The sequence below is a fragment of the Ramlibacter montanisoli genome (genome assembly GCF_013087525.1).
Lineage (GTDB): Bacteria > Pseudomonadota > Gammaproteobacteria > Burkholderiales > Burkholderiaceae_C > Ramlibacter > Ramlibacter montanisoli.
This window is the reverse complement of the sequence record NZ_JABFCS010000001.1, coordinates 3,604,976-3,625,733: the sequence shown is the minus strand read 5'-3', so window position 1 is coordinate 3,625,733 and position 20,758 is coordinate 3,604,976. Positions and strand designations below refer to the sequence as shown.

The following is a 20,758-nucleotide window of genomic DNA, read 5'->3' as shown; positions in this document are numbered from 1 at the left end:
TGTCGACCCGCATGACCGCGGCCGAGCGCCGCGCAAGCGGGTCGCTCGCGATGATCTTCGCGGCCCGCATGCTGGGCCTGTTCCTCGTGCTGCCGGTGTTCGCGCTGGAGGCCGCGCGCTACCCCGGTGGCGGCGACACCGCGCTGGTGGGCATGGCCATGGGCATCTACGGCCTGACCCAGGGCTTCCTGCAGATCCCCTACGGCCTGGCCTCCGACCGCTTCGGGCGCAAGAAGGTGATCGTGCTGGGCCTGCTGGTGTTCGCCGCCGGCAGCTTCATGGCCGCGGCCGCGCCCACCCTGGGCTGGCTGATCGCCGGCCGGGCGCTGCAGGGCGCCGGCGCCGTGTCCGCCGCCGTGACCGCCCTGCTGGCCGACCAGACGCGCGACGTCGTGCGCACCAAGGCCATGGCCATGGTGGGCGCCAGCATCGGCCTGATGTTCGCGATCTCGCTGGTGGTGGCGCCCTTGCTGGCCGCGCAGATCGGCCTGGCCGGGCTGTTCGTCGTCACCGGCGCGCTGGCCCTCTCCTGCATCGGCGTCGTGCTCTGGTGGACGCCGCCGGCGCCGTGCGGCACGCCGACGTGCCGCGCGGCCGGCTGGTGGACGTGCTGCGCCACGGCCCCCTGCTGCGGCTGGACGTGGGCGTGTTCGTGCTGCACGCCGTGCAGCTGGCCATGTGGGTCGCGGTGCCCGCGCTGATGGTCGAGGCGGGCCTGGCCAAGGAGCGCCATTGGGTGATCTACTTGCCGGCCGTGATTGCCTCGGTGGTGGTGATGGGCGGGATGTTCTCGCTGGAGCGGCGCGGCTACCTGCGCGCGGTGTTCCTGTCGGCCATCGGCCTGGTGCTGCTGGTGCAGGTCGGCCTGCTGGCGACCTCCTTCCGGCCGGGGCTGGCGGCCCTGGCGGTGCTGCTGTTCCTGTTCTTCTGCGGCTTCAACATCCTGGAAGCCACGCAGCCCAGCCTGGCGTCCCGGATGGCCCCTCCGGAGTCCCGAGGCGCCGCGCTCGGTGTGTACAACACGCTGCAATCCCTGGGATTTTTTGCCGGCGGCGCCGTCGGCGGCTGGCTGGCCAAGAACGTTGGAGTGACGGGCCTGTTCGGTGCCTGCGCCGCACTCATGCTGGTGTGGCTGGTCGTCGCCTGGCCCATGCGGGCGCCCCGAGCGCGTCACACGGCCGAGGAAGTGCTTGCCGATGAAGCCCAGGCGACATAATCGACCCCGACACCTCAGAGGAACAGAGTCATGGCATCCGTCAACAAAGTGATCATCGTCGGCAACCTCGGGAAGGACCCCGAGATGCGCACGTTCCCCAGCGGCGGCCGCGTCTGCAACGTCACCATCGCCACTTCCGAGCGCTGGAAGGACAAGACTACGGGCGAGCAGAAGGAAGCCACCGAGTGGCACCGGGTGGTCTTCAACGACCGCCTGGCCGAGATCGCCGGCGAGTACCTGCGCAAGGGCTCGCAGGTCTACGTCGAAGGCAGCCTGCGCACCCGCAAGTGGACCGACAAGGACGGCGTGGAGAAGTACACGACCGAAATCCGCGCCGACGAGATGAAGATGCTGGGCAAGCGCGAGGGCATGGGTGGGCAGGGCGGCAGCGACGACGAGGGCTACGAAAGCGCTCCGCGCCGTTCGGCCCCGCCCAGCCGGGCCCCGGCGCCGGCCGGGCAGCGTCCGGCCGCGTCCAAGCCCGCCTCGGGCTTCGACGACATGGACGACGACATTCCGTTCTGACGCACGCAGGGCCGGGCGCACGGGCCGCTGACGCGGCGGCGCCCCCAACTCGCCAGGCGGCATGATCAGCCTGACCCGACTGACGATCCAGCGCGCGCGGCAGGAACGCCTGCCGCAGGTCGCGGGCAGCCTCACCTTCACCACCGTGCTGTCGGTGGTGCCGCTGCTGGCGGTGAGCTTCGCGCTGATCACGCGCTTCCCCCTGTTCCGCCAGCTGCACGAGGCGCTGCAGCAGCATCTGCTGCAGGCCCTGCTGCCGGCCGACATCTCCCGCACGGTGCTGCGGCACCTGGGCGAGTTCGCCGCCAATGCCGGCGGGCTGACGCTGGTCGGCTTCCTGTTCGTGCTGGCGGCGGCGCTGGCGCTGCTGCTGACGGTGGAGAACGCGCTCAACCGCATCTGGCAGGTCCGCAAGAACAGGCCCTTGCTCAAGCGCCTGGGCGTGTACCTGGTCCTGCTGGCGGTGGGGCCGCTGGCGCTGGGCGCGAGCCTCTGGGCCACTTCCTACCTCGTGGGCGTGTCCCTCGGCATGATCGGCAAGCTGCCGCCCTGGGCCGCCTTCGTGCTGAACCTGGGCCCGGTGCTGCTCGGTACCCTGGCCCTGACCTTCCTGTTCTATTACCTGCCCAACACGCACGTGCGCCGGCGTGACGCGATCTTCGGCGCTCTTCTCGGCAGCATCGCGCTGGAGCTGGGCAAGCGCGGCTTCGCCTACTACCTGCTCTCGGTGCCCACGTACAAGACCATCTACGGCGGTTTCGCGGTGGTGCCGGTGTTCCTGCTGTGGGTGTACTTCTCCTGGCTGGTCACGCTGGCGGCCGCCCTGGTGGCGGCCAACGTGGCGCGCGCCGGGCGGCCCGCGGGCCGCCGCACCGCGCGCGCCTGAGCCCTCACCGGCGGCACCCGCGTGTCGCGCGGACGGCTCCGTTCAGGAAGCGGGGTGCGCCACCGGTTGAACCGGTGGCGAAGCGGCGGCCTCCAGGGCCGACGAGATCACGCCGCCGCCCAGGCACACTTCGCCTTGGTACAGCACGGCCGACTGGCCGGGCGTCACGGCCCATTGCGGCTCGGCGAAGGCCAGGCGGAGGCCGGTCTCCGTCCGCGACAGCCTGCAGGCGGCGTCCGCCTGGCGGTAGCGGGTCTTGGCCGCATAGCTGCCGGAGGCGGGTGCCTGGCCGGCGATCCAGCTCACGTCGTCGGCTTCGAGCACGGAAGACAGCAGCCACGGGTGGTCGTGGCCCTGCACCACCCACAGCGTGTTCTTCTCCATGTCCTTGCGCGCGACGAACCAGGGCGCATGCTCGCCGCCGCCGCGCTGCGCGCCCTTTTCCTTCACGCCGCCGATGCCCAGGCCCTGGCGCTGGCCCAGCGTATAGAAGGACAGGCCCTGGTGCCTGCCGATCACGCGGCCGCGCGGGTCCTTGATCGGACCCGGTTCCTTGCTGATGTAGCGGTTGAGGAATTCGCGGAAGGGCCGCTCGCCGATGAAGCAGATGCCGGTGGAGTCCTTCTTCTTCGCGTTGGGCAGGCCGATCTGCTCGGCGATCTGGCGCACGGTGGACTTGCGCAGCTCGCCCACCGGAAACAGCGTCCTGGCCAGCTGCGCCTGGTTCAGGCGGTGCAGGAAGTAGCTCTGGTCCTTGCTCTCGTCCAGGCCCTTGAGCAATTCGTAGCGCACCACGTTGCCGCCCGGGCTGCGCTGGCGCACGCGCGCGTAGTGGCCGGTGGCGATCTTCTCGGCGCCCAGGCGCATCGCGTGGTCGAGGAAGGCCTTGAACTTGATCTCGGCGTTGCACAGCACGTCGGGGTTGGGCGTGCGGCCGGCCTGGTATTCGCGCAGGAACTCGGCGAACACGCGGTCCTTGTACTCGGCCGCGAAGTTCACGTGCTCGATCTCGATGCCCAGCACGTCGGCCACGCTGGCGGCGTCGACGAAGTCCTCGTTGGAGGAGCAGTACTCGCTGTCGTCGTCGTCTTCCCAGTTCTTCATGAAGATGGCGACGACCTCGTAGCCCTGCTGCTGGAGCAGGTACGCGCTGACCGCGGAGTCCACGCCCCCGCTCAGACCGACGACGACACGTGGCTTGCGACCCATCTGTGCGATTATCCCCGGGCTCCCAAACCCTCATGCTGGACCGGCCCACCCCGTTGAAGCTGCCGCGGCAGCGCCTGTCGCCCGCGGGGCTGGCGGCCAGCGGCGTGCTGCACATCGCGCTGCTCTGGATGCTGCTGCAATACGCCCCGGTGCAGCAGGCCGTGCGCTACGTGGTCTACCAGGCGGTGCGCCCCTTCAGCACGCCGCCCGCGAGCAGCAGCAACACCAGCCGCGCCATCACGCCGCCCGCCGCGCCAGGGACGCCGGGCGATCCGCTGTCGGTGTTCACGCTGCGGCCCGAGTCCAGCCTGCCGATGCAGGCCACCGACACCTTGCCCGACACCTTGCAGGTGCCCCGCCGCAAGCCGCGCCGCGAGCGGCGCGAGAGCCCGGCGCCGGAAGCGGCGGCGCCTCGCCTGCGGACCGAAAACGAGGTGGTGGTGCCTGCGCCGCCCATCGAGCCACCACCGGCCCCGGTGCCGGAGCGGGCGGAGACGCCGCCAGCACCGGTGCCGCCGGCCCCGGTGCCCTTGCCGCCGGTGCCGGCGCCCGTGCCTGTCCCGGCTCCGGCACCCGCACCCGCACCCGCACCCGTGCCGGAACCGGCTCCGGCACCCGCTCCCGCTCCCGCTCCCGCTCCCGCTCCCGTGCCGGCTCCAGTCCCGGTGCCCGCCCCGGCGCCTGTTCCCGAGCCCGCGCCCGCGCCGGCTCCCGTTCCGGAACCGGTGCCCGCTCCAGCTCCAGTACCTGCACCCGCTCCGGTACCCGTACCGGTGCCCGCGCCGCCCGCACCCGCGCCCGTCCCGGCGCCGCCTGCACCGGCACCTGTGCCCGCGCCGCCGGCGCCTGCTCCGGTCCCAGCCCCTCCCGCACCGGCCCCGGTCCCGGCACCGCCCGCACCCGCGCCCGTGACTGCACCACCCGCGCCGGCTGCACCCTCGGTCGTGCCGCCGCGCTCGCAGGGCCCGGTGATCGACGTGCCGGTCGCGCCGGGTTCGCCGCGCGCCGGCTCCGCGACGCCGGTGCCCGCGCCTGCGCCGGGCTGGGGCGCACCCGGCGTGGCACCGCCCGCGGCGGCGCGCCCGCCACTGCCGCCCGCTCCGCTGGTCCTGCCGCCCGACACGCGCGTGATCGCCCCCGGTCCCTGGAACACGCAGCGCCGCAGCCTGGCCGACATGGCCAACGAACAGCTGCGCCGCGGCAAGCCGAAGGATCCGCTGGCCGAGGGGATGGAAGGGGCGGGCCGCGACGACTGCCTGCGTGGCGGCGAGAAGCAGGGCAGCGTGGGCGGCCTGCTCAATGCGCCGTCGGTGGTCGGGCGCGCCTTGTCGGGCAACTGCCCGAAGTAGGAACCGTTGCCGCGGCTAGCGGCCTTCGCCGTCGCCGGTGACCGGGTCGCGCTCGTGGCCCGGGCCGCGGATGCTGGGGTCGCAGTACACGGACGAGAGCGGGTGCCGCACGCCGGCCAGGTAGTCCTCCAGGCAGCGCAGCACCAGCGGGCTGCGGTGGCGCTCGGCGGTGGCGCGCAATTCGTCGGGCGTCATCCAGAGCGTGCGCACGATGCCCACGTCCAGCGGCCGGTCCGGCACGTGGTCGCCCAGCTCGCCGGTGAAGGCGAAGCGCAGGTAGGTGATGTCCTCGCCCGTGGTCGAGCGCTGGAAGCGCGAGATGTACACGCCCAGCAGGTGCGTGGGCACGAAATGCCAGGCGGTTTCCTCCATGGCCTCGCGCGCGCAGCCCTCGGCCGGCGTCTCGCCCGGGTCCAGGTGTCCGGCCGGGTTGTTGATGCGCAAGCCTTCCGACGTTTCTTCTTCGATCATCAGGAAGCGGCCGTCGCGTTCGATCACGGCCGCTACGGTGACACTCGGTCGCCAACGGTGGTCCATGGTGCATTATGTTGTTCTTCAGCAGAATGGGGGCCCCCGCGACCCGACGACTTCATGCTCCGAACCCTCGCCGCGCTCCTTCTCCCACTGGCCACGGCCGTCCCGGCCCTCGCGCAACAGAACCTCCCCGCGATCCAGGCGCCGGCCCACGCCGCCAACCCGTACGGCTTCGGTGCGCTCTGGTCGCAGGGCGACATCGTCTCGCGCGCCACCATCCTCATCCTGGTGATCATGTCGCTGGCCAGCTGGTACGTGCTGGTCACCAAGCTGCTGGCGCAGTCGAAGATGGGCGGCCAGGGACGTGCGGCCAACGAGAGCTTCTGGAAGGCCGACAGCGTGCAGCAGGGCGCCGAGGCGCTGCAGCCGGGCAGCCCCTACCGCTACATCGCGGAGTCGGCGATCGAGGCCACGCGCAAGCACGACGGCCTGATCGGAAAGGTGGACCTGAACACCTGGGTCGCGCAGAGCATCGAGCGCGCGGTCGGCACCGTGCACAGCCGCACGCAGGAAGGGCTGGCGGTGCTGGCGACGGTGGGCTCGACGGCGCCCTTCGTCGGCCTGTTCGGCACCGTCTGGGGCATCTACAACGCGCTGGTGCGCATCGGCGCCTCGGGCCAGGCGTCGATCGACCGCGTGGCGGGCCCGGTGGGCGAGGCGCTGATCATGACGGCGATCGGCCTGGCGGTCGCGGTGCCGGCGGTGCTGGGCTACAACTGGCTGGTCCGCCGCAACAAGGTCGCCATGGACACCGTGCGTTCCTTCGGCTCGGACCTGCACACCGTGCTGCTGGCCACCGGCGGCAAGGGAGCCTGAGTTGGCGATCCGCTACGCGTCGCAGCAGGAGGGTGAGGACGCGCTGATCGCCGACATCAACACCACGCCGCTGGTGGACGTGATGCTGGTGCTGCTGATCATCTTCCTGATCACGATCCCGGTGGTGAACAGCTCGATCGCGGTCGCCCTGCCGCGCGAGCAGAACCAGCAGCGCGATGCGCAGCAGGAGAACGTGATCATCACCGTCGACGCGCAGGGCGGAACGTACTGGTTCGACACGCGCCTGCCGGACCGCGCCGCGCTCACCGAGCTGCTGGCGAAGATCGCCGCCATGCAGCCGCAACCGGAGCTGCACATCCGCGGCGACGTGCGCGCCGAGTACGAGGCGGTGGGGCGCGTCGTGCTGTCCGCGCAGCAGGCGGGCATCGCCCGCATCGGCTTCCTCACCGAGCCGCCGGCCCGCTAGCGACCATGCACATCCGCGCCGGCACCGAGCCCGATCCCGAGCCGATGGTGGACATCAACACCACGCCGCTGGTGGACGTGCTGCTCGTCCTGCTGGTGATGCTGATCATCACCATCCCGATCCAGCTGCATTCGGTGGGGCTGGAGATGCCGGGCCGCAACGCGCCGCGTCCCCAGGTGCCGCCCGAAGTGGTGCAGCTGGAGGTCAATGCCGCCGGCCAGTTCCTGTGGAACGGCGAGGCGCTGGCCGACCGCGCGGCGCTGGAGGCGCGGCTGCGCGAAGCCGCGGCGCAGCCCGAGCAGCCCGAGGTGCACGTGCGCGCGGACCGCAAGGCCCGGTACGAGCCGGTCGCCGCGGTGCTCAGCAGCGCGCAGCGCGCCGGGCTGGTGAAGATCGGGCTGGTGGGAACGGAGCAGTTTGCACAGTGAACGCCGGGGACGCCGCCCGCTGGCTGCTGATGGTCGCGGTGATGCCGGTCTGGATCGTCGCCGGCCTGGCGGACTGGTGGTGCCATCGCCGCACGGGCATCGAACGCACCAGTGGCCTGCCCGAAAACCTGTTCCATTGGCTCTTGTTCGCCGAAATGGGCGCGGCGCTGCTGGCGGTGGGCCTGCTGGAGATCAACGCCGCCGTCCTCCTGGTCGTGTTCGCCGCCTTCCTGGCGCACGAGGCGACCACCTTCGTGGAGCTGCGCGCTACACGGTGCCGCGGCGCGAGGTGCGCCCCTTCGAGCAGATGGTCCACAGCTTCATGGAGGTCCTGCCGCTGATGGTGCTGGCGCTACTGGTCGTGATGGCCTGGGACCAGGTGCTGGCGCTGTTCGGCGGGCGCCCGCCTGATTTTTCGCTGCGTGCGAAAGCCGAACCCTGGCCGCCGGCGTACCTCCTGGGCGTCGCGGCCGCCGTGGGTGTCTTCAACATCCTGCCCCTGGCCGAGGAAGGCCTGCGCTGCCTGCGGCACAAGTGAGCGCAGGCTCCTTTTCCTGATCCAAGGGTAAACCCTCGGGCGGGTAAGCCCCGATTCGGCGCCCGGCGTCCACCCCTAAAGTCCAACTTGTCCGGTGGCCTGACCACCTAACCACCGAGCCTCCATGCCGATCGAAGCCGTCAGTTCCAAGCGCCTCTACCGCCAGATCGCCGACCAGCTGGCCGAGCTGGTGCGCAAGGGCGAGTTCAAGCCCGGCGACCGGCTGCCCTCCGAGCGCGACCTGTCGCAGCAGTTCAACGTCAGCCGCGCGTCCGTGCGGGAAGCCCTGATCGCCCTGGAGATCGACGGCCTGGTGGACGTGCGCGTCGGCCTCGGCGTGTTCGTCAATGCCGCCCCGGCGGCCAACTCGCAGACCGCGGCGCTCGGCGAACCCGGCCCCTTCGAGGTGCTGTCGGCCCGCTACCTGATCGAAGGCGAAACCGCGGCGCTGGCCGCGCGCGACGGCAGCGCCAAGGACCACGCGCGCATCCGCGAGACCCTGCAGCTGATGACCGACGAGATCGGCAGCACCGGCGTCGGCCTCGATGCCGACGCGCTGTTCCACCTGCGCATCGCCGAGGCCTCGGGCAACAGTGCCCTGGTGCACCTGGTGCACCAGCTCTGGAGCTTCCGCTACAGCGCCATGTTCCGCAAGCTCGACGAGCACTTCGACAGCCCGCAGCGCCACCAGGAGGCGATCCAGGAGCACCGCAAGCTGGTGGAAGCCATCGAAGCCCGCGACGTGGAAGGCGCGCGCGCCGCCATGGTCGCCCACCTCGACACCGTGCGCGCCGCCCTGGAGCGCGGCTGGGAGCTGGCCAACGTCAGCGGCAGCACGCCCGCGCAACCGCCTCGCCTCACCGGCACCACCGCCTGGTCCTGAACCCGGACCCTTCCCCGCATTCCCGAGGATTCCCCTTGCAGTCATCGCTTTCCCTTTCGCTGGAGGCAGCCCGCTTCCTGCCCGACGACGGCTACACCGGCACCCTGGTCGGCCGCGTGTGGCGGCCGGACGTGCAAGGCCCTTCGGTCGTCGCCATCCGCGCCCACGGCATCTACGACCTGAGCACCGAATTCCCCACCGTCAGCACGCTGCTGGACTTCGACGAGCCGGCGCGCCGCGTGCGCGAGGCCACCGGCGAACGCCTGGGCAGCCTGGAAGAGATCCTGGCCAACAGCGACGAGGCCGTGCGCGACCCGCGCAAACCCTTCTTCCTCGCGCCCTGCGACCTGCAGGTGGTCAAGGCCGCCGGCGTCACCTTCGCCACCAGCCTGATCGAGCGCGTGATCGAGGAGCAGGCCGACGGCGACCCGGCCAAGGCACAGGAAGTGCGCGCCCGCGTGGTGAAGCAGATCGGCACCGACCTGTCGGCCGTCAAGCCCGGCTCGCCGCAAGTCATGCAGCTGAAGAAGCTGCTGCAGGAGCAGGGCCTGTGGTCGCAGTACCTGGAAGTCGGCATCGGCCCCGACGCCGAGGTGTTCTCGAAGGCACCGGTGCTGTCCTCCGTGGGCACCGGCGCCGACATCGGCATCCGTGCCGACTCCTCCTGGAACAACCCGGAGCCGGAAGTCGTGCTGGCCGTCAACAGCCGCGGCGAGATCGTCGGCGCCACCCTGGGCAACGACGTCAACCTGCGCGACCTGGAAGGCCGCAGCGCGCTGCTGCTGTCCAAGGCCAAGGACAACAACGCGTCCTGCGCGATCGGTCCCTTCATCCGCCTGTTCGACGACAGCTTCGGCGCGGCCGAGATGCGGCGCGAGCGGCTCGACCTGCGCGTGGAGGGCCCGGAAGGCTTCGTGCTGGAAGGCGTGAACTCCATGGAGTTCATCAGCCGCGAACCGCAGGACATCGTGGCGCAGGCGATCGCCGCCCACCAGTACCCGGACGGCTTCATGCTGTTCCTGGGCACGCTGTTCGCGCCCACGCAGGACCGCGATGCGCCCGGCGCCGGCTTCACCCACAAGGTGGGCGACCGCGTGAGCATCCGCAGCGCCCGCCTGGGCGAGCTGTGCAACCGCGTGCAGCACAGCGAGCAGGCCGCGCCCTGGACCTTCGGGCTGCGCGCCTTCATGGCCAACCTCGCACGCCGCGGCCTGCTGGCCAAGGGGCTCTGATGGACGCCTCCACTTCCGGCGCGACGCCCTCGCGCACGCTGCGCCTGCACGCCGGCGACGACGTGGTCATCGCCCGCCAGCAGCTGATGGCCGGGACCTTCCTGGCCGACGAGAAGGTCGGCGTGATCGGCCTCGTTCCGCCCGGCCACAAGCTGGCGACGCGCGACATCGCGGCCGGCGAGCCGGTGCGCCGCTACGGCCAGATCATCGGCTTCGCCTCGCAGGCCATCCGCGCCGGCCAGCACGTGCACGTGCACAACCTGGCCATGGGCAGCTTCGAGCGCGATGCGGCCTCCGTGGCCGGCATCGATGCGAAGCCGACGCTGCCGGCGGAACAGCCGGCAACCTTCATGGGCATCGTCCGCGCCGACGGCCGCATCGCAACGCGCAACTACATCGGCGTGCTGACCTCGGTGAACTGCTCGGCCACCGCGGCGCGGGCGATCGCCGACCAGTTCCGGCGCGACATCCGGCCGGAGGCGCTGGCGGACTTTCCCAACATCGACGGGGTGGTGGCGCTCACCCACGGTGCCGGCTGCGCGGTGGATTCGGAAGGCGAGGGCCTGCGCGTGCTGCGGCGCACGCTCGCCGGCTACGCGCGCCATCCCAACTTCGCCGCCGTGCTGGTGATCGGCCTGGGCTGCGAAACCAACCAGATCTCCAGCTGGATCGAACACGAAGGCCTGGAAGGCGCGGCCCTGCAGGCCTTCAACATCCAGGACGCGGGCGGCACCGCCCTGGCGGTGCAGCGCGGCGTCGATGCGGTACGCGCCCTGCTGCCCGAAGCGAACAAGGTCGAGCGGGTGCCGGTGCCGGCGCGCCACCTGGTGGTGGGCCTGCAATGCGGCGGCTCCGACAGCTACTCCGGCATGACCGCCAACCCGGCGCTCGGCGCGGCGATGGACCGGCTGGTGCGCCACGGCGGCACGGCCATCCTGTCGGAAACGCCCGAGATCTACGGCGCCGAGCACCTGCTGACCCGTCGCGCGCAAAGCCGCGAGGTCGCGGACAAGCTGCTCGAACGCATCCGCTGGTGGGAAACGTATTGCGAGCGCATGGGCGCCGACATGAACAACAACCCCTCGGCCGGCAACAAGGCGGGCGGCCTCACCACCATCCTCGAGAAGTCGCTCGGCGCGGTGGCCAAGGGCGGAAGCAGCAACCTGGTCGACGTGCTCGAGTACGCACAGCCGGTGCGCAGCGCCGGCCTCGTGTTCATGGACACGCCGGGCTACGACCCGGTCAGCGCCACCGGCCAGGTCGCCGGCGGCGCCAACCTGATCTGCTTCACCACCGGCCGCGGCTCGGCCTACGGCTGCGCGCCCGCGCCTTCGCTGAAGCTGGCGACGAACAACGCGCTGTGGCAGCGCCAGCAGGCCGACATGGACATCAACTGCGGCCCCATCGCCGAGGGCGAAGTCTCGGTCGACGCCATGGGCGAGCAGATCTTCCAGGCCATCCTGCGCATGGCCTCGGGCGACAAGACCAAGAGCGAGCTGCACGGCTACGGCCAGAACGAATTCGTGCCCTGGCAGCTCGGCGCGATCACCTGACGACACCCCTTCACCCCACCCGTTCCCCTGGAGACACACCCATGACCCATGCCACCCGCCGCCAGCTTCTCGGCCTGCTTTGCGCCGCCGCGCTTCCCCTGTCCGCACTCGCGCAGGCCCCGGCCTTCCCGACCAAGCCGGTCGAACTGGTCGTCCCCTATCCGGCGGGCGGCGGCACCGACGTGCTCGGGCGCGCCTTCGCGGTGGCCGCGGTCAAGCACCTGCCGCAGCCGCTGATCGTGATGAACAAGCCGGGTGCCGCCGGCGCCATCGGCTGGGCCGACGTGCTGAACGGCAAGGAGCCGGGCTACAAGGTGGCGCTGCTGGCGACCGACCTGATGACGCAGCCGAACATGGGCCTGACCAAGATCACCCACCAGGACTTCACGCCGATCGCCCGCCTGAACTACGACCCGGCCGCGATCACCGTGCGCGCCGACGCGCCCTGGAAGACCGTCGAGGAGTTCCTCGCCGCCGCCAAGAAGGGCGACTTCCGCATCGGCAACGGCGGCAACGGATCCACCTGGCACCTGGCGGCCGCGGCCATCGAAGACAAGACCGGCGCCAAGTTCAACCACATTCCCTTCGCCGGCGCCAACCCCGCCGCGCTGTCCCTGCTGGGCGGCCACATCGAAGCCATCACGGTCAGCGCCGCGGAAGTCCACCAGCACGTGGCGGCCGGCAAGCTGCGCCTGCTGGCGGTGATGTCCGACCAGCGCATCAAGGGCTTCGAGAACGTGCCCACGCTCAAGGAGAAGGGCCTGGACATCTCCATCGGCACCTGGCGCGGCCTGGCCGTGCCCAAGGGCACGCCGCCGGAAATCGTGGCCGCGCTGCGCGCCGCAACCGCCAAGACCATGCAGGAACCCAGCCTGCGCGAGGCGCTGGAGAAGCAGAACATGGGCTATGCGTATGCCGACGGCGACGCCTTCGGGGCGGTGATGGCGCGCGACCATGAGTTCTTCAAGGGCCTGATCCAGAAGCTGGGCCTGAAGCAGTAACACTGCCTTTCTCCCTCCCCTCCGGGGAGGGGGCTGGGGTGGGGGCGCTCGCGACAGCGCCTTCCCTTGCATCGAGCGCCCCCATCCCAGCCTTCCCCCAAAGGGGGAAGGAGCAAGAACCAAGAGAGCCATGTCCACAGAATCTTCCCGCGGCCGTATCGCCGTTTCGCACCTCACCGAATTCGCGCAGGACCTCCTGCTGCGCGCCGGCCTGCCGCAGGGCAAGGCGCAGGCCGTGGCGGCGGTGCTGGTCGACGGCGACCTCATGGGCCACACCACGCACGGCCTGCAGCTGCTGGCGGGCTACCTGGGAGAGATCGAGAAGCGGAGCATGGCCGTGGACGGCGACCCCGAGCTGCTGTCCTCGCTGCCCGCCGCGCAGCTCTGGGATGGCCGCCGCCTGCCCGGCCCATGGCTGGTGCTGCGCGCGCTCGACCGCGCCGCCGCCATGGCGCGCACGCAGGGCACCGGCACCGTGGTGATCCGCCGCAGCCACCACATCGCCAGCCTCGCGAGCTACCACCGGCGCGCCGCGGAGCAGGGACTCGTGCTGCTGCTGGCCTGTTCCGACCCCAACACGGCCAGCGTCGCGCCCTTCGGCGGCCTGGATCCGGTGTTCACGCCCAACCCGGTCTCGGCCGGCTTCCCCACCGGCGGCACGCCGGTGTCGGTGGACATCTCGACCTCCACCACCACCAACGGCATGACCAACCGGCTGCACCAGCAAGGCGGCAGGCTGCCCGCGCCCTGGCTGATCGACGGCCATGGGCAAGCCTCCGACGATCCCGCGGTGCTGTTCAACGAACCGAAAGGCACCATCCTGCCCCTGGGCGGACTGGACTCGGGCCACAAGGGCTACGGACTGTCGCTGCTGGTGGAAGCCCTCACCGGCGGCCTGGCCGGCCACGGCCGCGCGGACCCGCGCGAAGGCTGGGGCGCCACCGTGTTCCTGCAGGTGCTGGACCCGCAGGCCTTCGCGGGCCTCGCGGCTTTCGAGCGCCAGCTGGGCGAGGTCGCGCGCCAGTGCCGGGCCTCGAAGCCCGCGACCGCGGGCCGCCCCGTGCGGCTGCCGGGCGAGCGCGCCTACCGCCAGGCCGCCAGCCAGGCCGAAACCGGCGTGGCGCTGCACGAAGGCATCCTGGAAAGCCTGCTGCCCTGGGCGAGGAAGCTGGGCGTGCCGGTGCCCGCGATCAACGCGGGCTGACGTCCGCGCTCAGGGCTGGTATTCGGCCGCGCCCTGCACCCACATGAAGGACTGCAGGTCGATCATGTCGCGCGCCTTGAAGCCCGGCTTGCGGTCCAGGTCGCGCCGCAGCACCGCCGAGAAGGTCAGCAGGTCCTGGTACTGCGGCCACGAGGGCACCGGGCTGTAGGTGAGCGCGTAGCCGTAGTCGTGCGCCGCCTTGCGGGTGGCGCGCGGCTTGCAGAACATGTGGCGATCCGGCCGGGCGATGAAGCCGAACACCGTGGCCACCGGCCAGGTGAGCACCTTGCTCTGGCGCTGCGGCAGGTCGGCGAGCGCCTCCACCCAGTCGCTGAAGCGGCGCTGCAGCGAGCCCGGGCCGTACAGGAAGGCGTAGAGCTCGGTGGCGAACAGCCGGGCGCCCGCGGGCGTCTTCACCGCGTCGCGCAACGCCATGCGCTCGAACGAGAACAGCAGGTTGGAGCGCGCCTCGATGCGCACCGCCGCATCGCAGATCGCGCGGAACTCGCCGCGCGCCAGCAGCTTGCGGAAGTCGGCCGGCGCGAGCTCGGCCTCCCACTCGAGATGCGCGCGCTCCTTGTGCGAGCGCTCGGCCACGAGGTAGGTCTCGTCGACGAAGCCGTCTGGATAAAAAGTTCGAATTTGCGGCGGCACAGGGCCGCGCCAAGGTAAATGACATTGGATGCCGAGGCACCGGCGAGGGAGAAAGGGAGGAAAGCTGCACGTGCCATCCGGTCAGTGTTCGGTACGCGTCTAGCTCAGCCGCGTCGGACAACGCCTCAGTGGCCTGTAGGACTCAGACGGACGCCGCCAGTCGAAGCTCCGAAATTTCAGATGGTGCACCGAGGCGCTTGGGCGGACCCCAATAACCCGTCCCACGGCTGACGTAGACCTGCAAACGGCCGAGCTGGTGCAGCCCGGCCGTAAAGGGCTGCTGGAGCGGCACGAAGAAGGTCCAGGGCAGGAACTGGCCGCCGTGCGTGTGGCCGGAGATCTGCAGGTCGAAGCCGGCCTGCGCCGCCGCCGTGGCGCTGCGCGGCTGGTGCGCGAGCAGCACGCGCGGCGCATGCGCCGGTGCGCCGCGCAGGGCCGCCGCCGGGTCGCTGCCGTGCGCGGCGTCGAAGTGATGGCCGCTGTAATCGGGCACGCCCGCCAGCACCAGCGGCGCGCCGCCATGCTGCAGCACCACGTGCTCGTTGTGCAGCACGCGGATCCCGAGCCGCTGCAGCTCCTGCACCCAGCCATGCACGCCGGAGTAGTACTCGTGGTTGCCGGTCACGAAGTACACGCCGTGGCGGGCACGCAGCGCGGCCAGCGGCGCGACGTGCTCGCGCAGCTCGGCCACCGAGCCGTCCACGAGGTCCCCGTGATCGCGACCACGTCGGGCTGCAGCGCGTTCACGCGGTCGACGATCGCCTGCAGGTAGTGTTGCTTGATCGTGGGGCCGACATGGATGTCGGTGATCTGCACGATGCGGAAGCCTTCCAGCGCCCGATCCAGGCCCGGCAGCGCGATGCGCACGCGCACGACCTGGGCGGTGCGCCGCGCATTGGCATAGCCGATGGCGCTGAAGGCCAGCGCCAGCAGTGGCACCGCCGCTGCGCTGGCGGCGGCGAATCCCGCCGGCAGGGGGCGCCGAGCCGCGCGGCCAGCAGCACGAGGTCGCGCATCAGGGTCAGCACCAGGAGCGACGAGAACAGGCCCATGAACAGCATGCCGGCCCAGGTCAGGCGGTCGGAGGCCGGCGGGCGCAGCAGGCGGCGCGCGAACAGGGAGGCGGGGGTGAGCAGCGCGGACGCCACCAGCATCGCGGCGAGCGCCACGCCCGCCGACCACGGCAGGTCCCCGGCCAGGCGCATGCCGATGTACAGGTGCAAGGCGGCCGTGAGGGCGACGAGGCGGATCAGGCAGGTCTCCGGAGGGTGCGCATGAGAGTGTGCCCCCTGGCGCGAACGGTGGAGCTCAGCAGGGTTTCATGTAAGCTTGCATTCAGCCACGTGTCCGCGGAGGGGCACGCTCGAAGATCAACAACTCCGTACGAGGAGCAGCGTTCATGCAGATTGGCGTCCCTGCCGAAACCCAGGCGGGCGAGTCCCGTGTTGCCGTGACCCCCGAGGCGGCCAGGCGGCCCTTGCTGATCGGCGTCCCGAAGGAGACCGCGGCCCTGGAGAAGCGCGTCGCGACCGTGCCCGAGGTGGTCGAGAAGCTGGTGAAGCTCGGCTTCCGGGTGGCCGTGGAAAGCGGCGCCGGCGACGCGGCGAACTTCAGCGACGACACCTACCGTGCCGCGGGCGCGCAGGTCGTGCCGACCGCCGCCGAACTCTGGGCGATGTCGGACATCGTGTTCAAGGTGCGCGCGCCGAGCCCGCAAGAGGTCGGCCTGCTGCGCGAAGGCACGACGCTGGTCGGCTTCATCTGGCCCGCGCAGAACCCGGAACTGATGCAGCAACTGGCGGCCCGCAAGGCCACCGTGCTGGCCATCGATTCGCTGCCCCGGCAGCTCTCGCGCGCCCAGAAGATGGACGCGCTGACCTCCATGGCCGGCATCAGCGGCTACCGCGCCGTCATCGAGGCGGCCAACGCCTTCGGGCGCTTCTTCAACGGCCAGATCACCGCCGCCGGCAAGATCCCGCCGGCCAAGGTCTTCATCGCCGGCGCCGGCGTGGCCGGGCTGGCCGCGATCGGCACCGCGGCCAACCTGGGCGCCATCGTGCGCGCCAACGACACGCGCGCCGAGGTCGCCGACCAGGTCGTGTCGCTCGGGGGCGAGTTCGTCAAGGTCGACTACGAGGAAGAAGGCTCGGGCGGCGGCGGCTATGCGAAGGTGATGAGCGAGGGCTTCCAGCAGGCGCAGCGCGAGATGTACGCGAAGCAGGCGCGCGAGGTGGACATCATCATCACCACCGCGCTGATTCCCGGCAAGCCGGCGCCCAAGCTGATCACCGCCGACATGGTGCGCACCATGAAGCCCGGCAGCGTCATCGTCGACATGGCGGCGGAGCAGGGCGGCAACTGCGAGCTGACCGAGCCGAACCAGGCCGTCGTGAAGCACGGCGTCACCATCATCGGCTACACCGACCTGGCCAGCCGGCTGGCCAAGCAGTCGAGCACCCTCTACGCGACCAACCTGTTCCGCCTGGCCGAGGAGCTGTGCAAGACCAAGGACGGCGTGATCGACGTCAACATGGACGACGACGCGCTGCGCGGCCTGACGGTGGTCAAGGAGGGCAACATCACCTGGCCGCCGCCCCCGCCCAAGCTGCCGGCGGCGGCGCCGGCCAAGCCGTCCGCCGCGGCCGTCGCCGCGCCCAAGGGCCACGGCCACGGCAGCAGTGAGCCGATGTCCGCGAAATCGCTGGCGATCGTGTTCGGCGTCGGCGCGCTGCTGTTCCTGCTGGTGGGCATGTACGCGCCCGCCAGCTTCCTGTCGCACTTCACCGTGTTCGTGCTGGCCTGCTTCGTCGGCTACATGGTGATCTGGAACGTGACGCCGTCGCTGCACACGCCGCTCATGAGCGTGACCAACGCGATCTCCTCGATCATCGCGATCGGCGCGCTGGTCCAGATCGCGCCGCCGCTCACCGGCGCCGGCGGCGCCGATCGGCCCAACCTGCTGATCCTGGGGCTGGCGGTGCTCGCGCTCGCGCTCACGGCCGTCAACATGTTCGGCGGCTTCGCGGTGACGCGGCGCATGCTGGCGATGTTCCGCAAATAAGAAGAAGGACACGGACATGACCGCAAGCCTCGCCACCGCTTCCTACATCGGCGCCACCATCCTCTTCATCCTCAGCCTGGGCGGGCTCTCGAACCCCGAGACGGCGCGCCGCGGCAACCTGTTCGGCATCATCGGCATGGCCGTCGCCGTGCTGGCGACCGTCCTGAGCCCGCGCGTCACGCCCGCCGGCTACGCCTGGATCGTCGGCGCGCTCGTCGCCGGCGGCGCCGTCGGCCTGCTGGCGGCCAAGAAGGTCCAGATGACCCAGATGCCGGAGCTGGTCGCGCTGATGCACAGCCTGGTGGGCCTGGCCGCCTGCCTGGTCGGCTACGCCAGCTACGTCGACACGTCGACGGTGTTCGCGACGCCCGCGGAGAAGTCGATCCACGAGATGGAGATCTACATCGGCATCCTGATCGGCGCCGTCACCTTCTCCGGCTCGATCATCGCCTTCGGCAAGCTCTCCGCGCGCATCGGCGGCAAGCCCCTGCTGCTGCCGGGACGCCACTGGATCAACCTGATCGGCCTGCTGCTGGTGGTCTGGTTCGGCCGCGAATTCGTGCAGGCCCAGAGCATCCCGGCGGGCATGACCGCGCTGATCGTGATGACGGTGATCGCGCTGCTGTTCGGCGTGCACATGGTCATGGCCATCGGCGGCGCCGACATGCCGGTGGTGGTGTCGATGCTGAACAGCTATTCGGGCTGGGCCGCCGCGGCCACCGGCTTCATGCTGAGCAACGACCTGCTGATCGTGGTGGGCGCGCTGGTCGGCTCCTCGGGCGCCATCCTGTCGTACATCATGTGCCGCGCGATGAACCGCAACTTCCTCAGCGTGATCGCGGGCGGCTTCGGCACGGGCGGCGGCGCGCCGGCCGCGGCCGCCGGTGCGCAGCCGGCCGGCGAGGTGTCGCCGATCAGTGCCGTCGAGACGGCGGAGCTGCTGCGCGAATCCAAGAGCGTCATCATCGTGCCGGGCTATGGCATGGCGGTGGCGCAGGCGCAGCACACGGTGTTCGAGATCACCCGGCACCTGCGCGAGAAGGGCGTGAACGTGCGCTTCGGCATCCACCCGGTGGCCGGCCGCATGCCCGGCCACATGAACGTGCTGCTGGCCGAGGCCAAGGTGCCGTACGACATCGTGATGGAAATGGACGAGATCAACGCCGACTTCCCGGCGACCGACGTCGCCATGGTCATCGGCGCCAACGACATCGTGAACCCGGCGGCACAGGACGATCCGGCGAGCCCGATCGCCGGCATGCCGGTGCTGGAAGTCTGGAAGGCCCGCACGGCTATCGTCATGAAGCGCAGCATGGCCTCCGGCTACGCAGGCGTCGACAATCCGCTGTTCTACAAGGACAACAACCGCATGCTGTTCGGCGACGCCAAGAAGATGCTCGACGAGGTACTGGCCGCCCTGAAAGCCTGACGGCCGGCAGCCGGCATTGGACTGAACACAGGAGACAAGCATGAACACCGCCACCACCACCGCGCCGATCGCCACCACCACCGGCCGCCCCTGGCTGTCGGCCTATCCGCCAGGCGTGCCGGCCGACATCGAACCGGCGCAGTACGCGTCGCTCGTGCAGCTGATGGAGGAGAGCTTCCAGAAGTTCGCGGCCCGCACGGCCTACAGCTTCATGGGCAAGGACCTCACCTTCGGCGAGACCGACTCGCTCAGCCGCGCCTTCGCCGCCTACCTGCAGGGGCTGGGCCTGGCCAAGGGCGACCGCGTGGCGATCATGATGCCCAACGTGCCGCAGTACCCGGTGGCCGTGGCGGCCATCCTGCGCGCCGGCTTCGTGGTGGTGAACGTGAACCCGCTGTACACGCCGCGCGAGCTGGAGCACCAGCTCAAGGACTCGGGCTCCAAGGCGATCGTCATCATCGAGAACTTCGCCAACACGCTGCAGCAGTGCATCGCCAACACGCCGGTCAAGCACGTGGTGCTGGCCGCCATGGGCGACATGCTGGGTGGAGTGAAGGGCGCGCTGGTCAACTACGTGGTGCGCAAGGTCAAGAAGATGGTGCCGGCCTATTCGCTTCCCGGCGCCGTGAGGTTCAAGGACGCGATCGACCGCGGCACGCGCGGCACGCTGCGCAAGCCGGAGATCAAGCCCGACGACGTGGCGGTGCTGCAGTACACCGGCGGCACCACCGGCGTCTCGAAGGGCGCGGTGCTCCTGCACCGCAACGTGATCGCCAACCTGCTGCAGTCGGAAGCCTGGAACCAGCCGATGATGGGCAAGGTGCCGGCGAACGAGCAGCCGACCTCGGTGTGCGCGCTGCCGCTGTACCACATCTTCGCGTTCACGGTGGGCATGATGCTCAACCTGCGCACCGGCGGAAAGCTGATCCTGATCCCGAACCCGCGCGACCTGCCGGCGGTGCTCAAGGAGCTGTCCAAGCACAAGTTCCACAGCTTCCCGGCGGTCAACACGCTGTTCAACGGCTTGGCCAACCATCCCGACTTCGGCAAGGTGGACTGGTCCAACCTGAAGGTGTCGGTGGGCGGCGGCATGGCGGTGCAGGGCGCCGTGGCCAAGCTCTGGCTGGAGAAGACGGCCTGCCCGATCTGCGAGGGCTATGGCCTGTCCGAAACCTCGCCCTCGGCGAGCTGCAACCCGGTCACCAGCACCGCGTTCACCGGCACCATCGGCGTGCCGCTGCCCTCGACGCACATGAAGTGCATCGACGACGACGGCAACGAGGTGCCGCTGGGCCAGCCCGGCGAGATCGCGATCAAGGGCCCGCAGGTGATGGCCGGCTACTGGCAGCGCCCCGACGAGACCGCCAAGGTCATGACCGCCGACGGCTACTTCAAGAGCGGCGACATCGGCGTGATGGACGAGCGCGGCTACTTCAAGATCGTGGACCGCAAGAAGGACATGGTGCTGGTCTCCGGCTTCAACGTCTATCCGAACGAGGTCGAGGAAGTCGTGATGCAGATGCCGGGCGTCGCCGAGTGCGCCGTGGTCGGCGTGCCGGACGACAAGACCGGCGAGGCGGTGAAGCTGGTGATGGTCAAGCGCGATCCGGCGCTGACCGAGGAGCAGGTGCGCGAGTACTGCCGCGCCAACCTCACCGGCTACAAGCAGCCGCGCGTGATCGAGTTCCGCACCGATCTGCCGAAGACGCCGGTGGGCAAGATCCTGCGCCGCGAGCTGCGCGACAAGAAGTAGGTCGTTCCTCCTTCCCCCTCCGGGGAGGGCCGGGATGGGGGCGCCCCCACCCCCCCTCCC

At 70.5% G+C, this 20,758-nt stretch carries 19 protein-coding genes and 2 pseudogenes; 17 read left to right on the top strand and 4 right to left on the bottom strand.

Annotated elements, in window-relative coordinates:
• Window positions 1-11 precede the first annotated feature (11 nt).
• The 3 genes and pseudogenes from HK415_RS17975 to HK415_RS17965 all read left to right on the top strand — a co-directional run bounded on the left by HK415_RS17975 (window position 12) and on the right by HK415_RS17965 (window position 2,627).
• A pseudogene (locus tag HK415_RS17975) lies at window positions 12-1,216 on the top strand (MFS transporter).
• 30 nt (window positions 1,217-1,246) lie between these two features.
• Window positions 1,247-1,741 (top strand): single-stranded DNA-binding protein, encoded by a 495-nt coding sequence (ssb, locus tag HK415_RS17970; protein WP_171561617.1) that lies wholly within the window; start codon window positions 1,247-1,249, stop codon window positions 1,739-1,741.
• A gap of 61 nt (window positions 1,742-1,802) precedes the next feature.
• Complete coding sequence (locus HK415_RS17965; protein WP_171561615.1) at window positions 1,803-2,627, top strand: YihY family inner membrane protein; 825 nt, start codon at window positions 1,803-1,805, stop codon at window positions 2,625-2,627.
• Between the two features lie 42 nt (window positions 2,628-2,669).
• Here HK415_RS17965 and mnmA read toward each other — a convergent pair whose 3' ends face one another.
• Entirely contained in the window at window positions 2,670-3,836 is a 1,167-nt protein-coding gene (gene mnmA / locus HK415_RS17960; protein ID WP_171561613.1) for a tRNA 2-thiouridine(34) synthase MnmA, read from the bottom strand.
• Window positions 3,837-3,868: 32 nt separating this feature from the next.
• Here mnmA and HK415_RS24045 point away from each other — a divergent pair, with 32 nt between their 5' ends.
• The gene (locus tag HK415_RS24045; protein ID WP_216369821.1) at window positions 3,869-5,185 is read left to right on the top strand and encodes a hypothetical protein; all 1,317 of its coding nucleotides are present in this window, start codon (window positions 3,869-3,871) and stop codon (window positions 5,183-5,185) included.
• A gap of 15 nt (window positions 5,186-5,200) precedes the next feature.
• On the opposite strand, the gene HK415_RS17950 is transcribed toward HK415_RS24045, so the two are convergent.
• Complete coding sequence (locus tag HK415_RS17950) at window positions 5,201-5,722, bottom strand: NUDIX hydrolase (RefSeq protein ID WP_171561611.1); 522 nt, start codon at window positions 5,720-5,722, stop codon at window positions 5,201-5,203.
• 54 nt (window positions 5,723-5,776) lie between these two features.
• On the opposite strand from HK415_RS17950, the gene HK415_RS17945 reads away from it, so the two are divergent.
• The 10 genes from HK415_RS17945 (at window position 5,777) to HK415_RS17905 (ending at window position 13,801) form a co-directional block, all read left to right on the top strand.
• On the top strand, window positions 5,777-6,535 hold the full coding sequence (locus HK415_RS17945; RefSeq protein ID WP_171561609.1) for a MotA/TolQ/ExbB proton channel family protein: 759 nt from the start codon (window positions 5,777-5,779) through the stop codon (window positions 6,533-6,535).
• Between the two features lies 1 nt (window position 6,536).
• Window positions 6,537-6,962 carry an ExbD/TolR family protein gene (locus tag HK415_RS17940; protein WP_171561606.1) on the top strand — a complete coding sequence of 142 codons (426 nt, stop codon included), beginning with the start codon at window positions 6,537-6,539 and terminating at the stop codon, window positions 6,960-6,962.
• A 5-nt stretch (window positions 6,963-6,967) separates the two neighbouring features.
• Window positions 6,968-7,390: an ExbD/TolR family protein gene (locus HK415_RS17935; RefSeq protein ID WP_171561604.1), complete on the top strand. Its 423-nt coding sequence runs from the start codon at window positions 6,968-6,970 to the stop codon at window positions 7,388-7,390.
• The gene (locus HK415_RS25455; protein ID WP_253261941.1) at window positions 7,387-7,731 is read left to right on the top strand and encodes a hypothetical protein; all 345 of its coding nucleotides are present in this window, start codon (window positions 7,387-7,389) and stop codon (window positions 7,729-7,731) included. Before HK415_RS17935 ends, HK415_RS25455 begins: the two co-directional genes overlap by 4 nt.
• Window positions 7,698-7,928 carry a hypothetical protein gene (locus HK415_RS25450; RefSeq protein WP_253261940.1) on the top strand — a complete coding sequence of 77 codons (231 nt, stop codon included), beginning with the start codon at window positions 7,698-7,700 and terminating at the stop codon, window positions 7,926-7,928. Before HK415_RS25455 ends, HK415_RS25450 begins: the two co-directional genes overlap by 34 nt.
• Window positions 7,929-8,052: 124 nt before the next feature.
• Window positions 8,053-8,811, top strand: coding sequence for a FadR/GntR family transcriptional regulator (locus HK415_RS17925; RefSeq protein WP_171561601.1), 759 nt, complete (start codon window positions 8,053-8,055; stop codon window positions 8,809-8,811).
• Window positions 8,812-8,846: 35 nt separating this feature from the next.
• The gene (locus tag HK415_RS17920) at window positions 8,847-10,043 is read left to right on the top strand and encodes a fumarylacetoacetate hydrolase family protein (RefSeq protein ID WP_171561599.1); all 1,197 of its coding nucleotides are present in this window, start codon (window positions 8,847-8,849) and stop codon (window positions 10,041-10,043) included.
• Complete coding sequence (locus HK415_RS17915; protein ID WP_171561597.1) at window positions 10,043-11,596, top strand: UxaA family hydrolase; 1,554 nt, start codon at window positions 10,043-10,045, stop codon at window positions 11,594-11,596. The genes HK415_RS17920 and HK415_RS17915 overlap by 1 nt, the downstream gene beginning before the upstream one ends.
• A gap of 41 nt (window positions 11,597-11,637) precedes the next feature.
• Window positions 11,638-12,597 carry a tripartite tricarboxylate transporter substrate binding protein gene (locus HK415_RS17910; protein WP_171561591.1) on the top strand — a complete coding sequence of 320 codons (960 nt, stop codon included), beginning with the start codon at window positions 11,638-11,640 and terminating at the stop codon, window positions 12,595-12,597.
• A gap of 130 nt (window positions 12,598-12,727) precedes the next feature.
• Window positions 12,728-13,801 (top strand): Ldh family oxidoreductase, encoded by a 1,074-nt coding sequence (locus tag HK415_RS17905; protein ID WP_171561589.1) that lies wholly within the window; start codon window positions 12,728-12,730, stop codon window positions 13,799-13,801.
• A gap of 9 nt (window positions 13,802-13,810) precedes the next feature.
• Here the strand turns inward: HK415_RS17905 and HK415_RS17900 are convergent, their stop codons facing one another.
• Together HK415_RS17900 and HK415_RS17895 are read right to left on the bottom strand one after the other, a co-directional pair.
• Window positions 13,811-14,455: a hypothetical protein gene (locus HK415_RS17900; RefSeq protein ID WP_171561587.1), complete on the bottom strand. Its 645-nt coding sequence runs from the start codon at window positions 14,453-14,455 to the stop codon at window positions 13,811-13,813.
• Window positions 14,456-14,597: 142 nt separating this feature from the next.
• Window positions 14,598-15,660, bottom strand: a pseudogene (locus HK415_RS17895) (metallophosphoesterase).
• A 194-nt stretch (window positions 15,661-15,854) separates the two neighbouring features.
• Here HK415_RS17895 and HK415_RS17890 point away from each other — a divergent pair.
• Genes HK415_RS17890 through HK415_RS17880 form a run of 3 tightly spaced genes read left to right on the top strand, consistent with a single transcriptional unit; the run spans window position 15,855 to window position 20,698 of the window.
• A complete protein-coding gene (locus HK415_RS17890; protein WP_171561585.1) occupies window positions 15,855-17,516 on the top strand; it encodes a Re/Si-specific NAD(P)(+) transhydrogenase subunit alpha in 1,662 nt (553 codons plus the stop codon).
• A 16-nt stretch (window positions 17,517-17,532) separates the two neighbouring features.
• On the top strand, window positions 17,533-18,945 hold the full coding sequence (gene pntB / locus HK415_RS17885; RefSeq protein WP_171561582.1) for a Re/Si-specific NAD(P)(+) transhydrogenase subunit beta: 1,413 nt from the start codon (window positions 17,533-17,535) through the stop codon (window positions 18,943-18,945).
• Between the two features lie 40 nt (window positions 18,946-18,985).
• Window positions 18,986-20,698, top strand: a complete 1,713-nt coding sequence (locus HK415_RS17880) for a long-chain-fatty-acid--CoA ligase (protein WP_171561580.1) — start codon at window positions 18,986-18,988, stop codon at window positions 20,696-20,698.
• Window positions 20,699-20,758 lie beyond the last annotated feature (60 nt).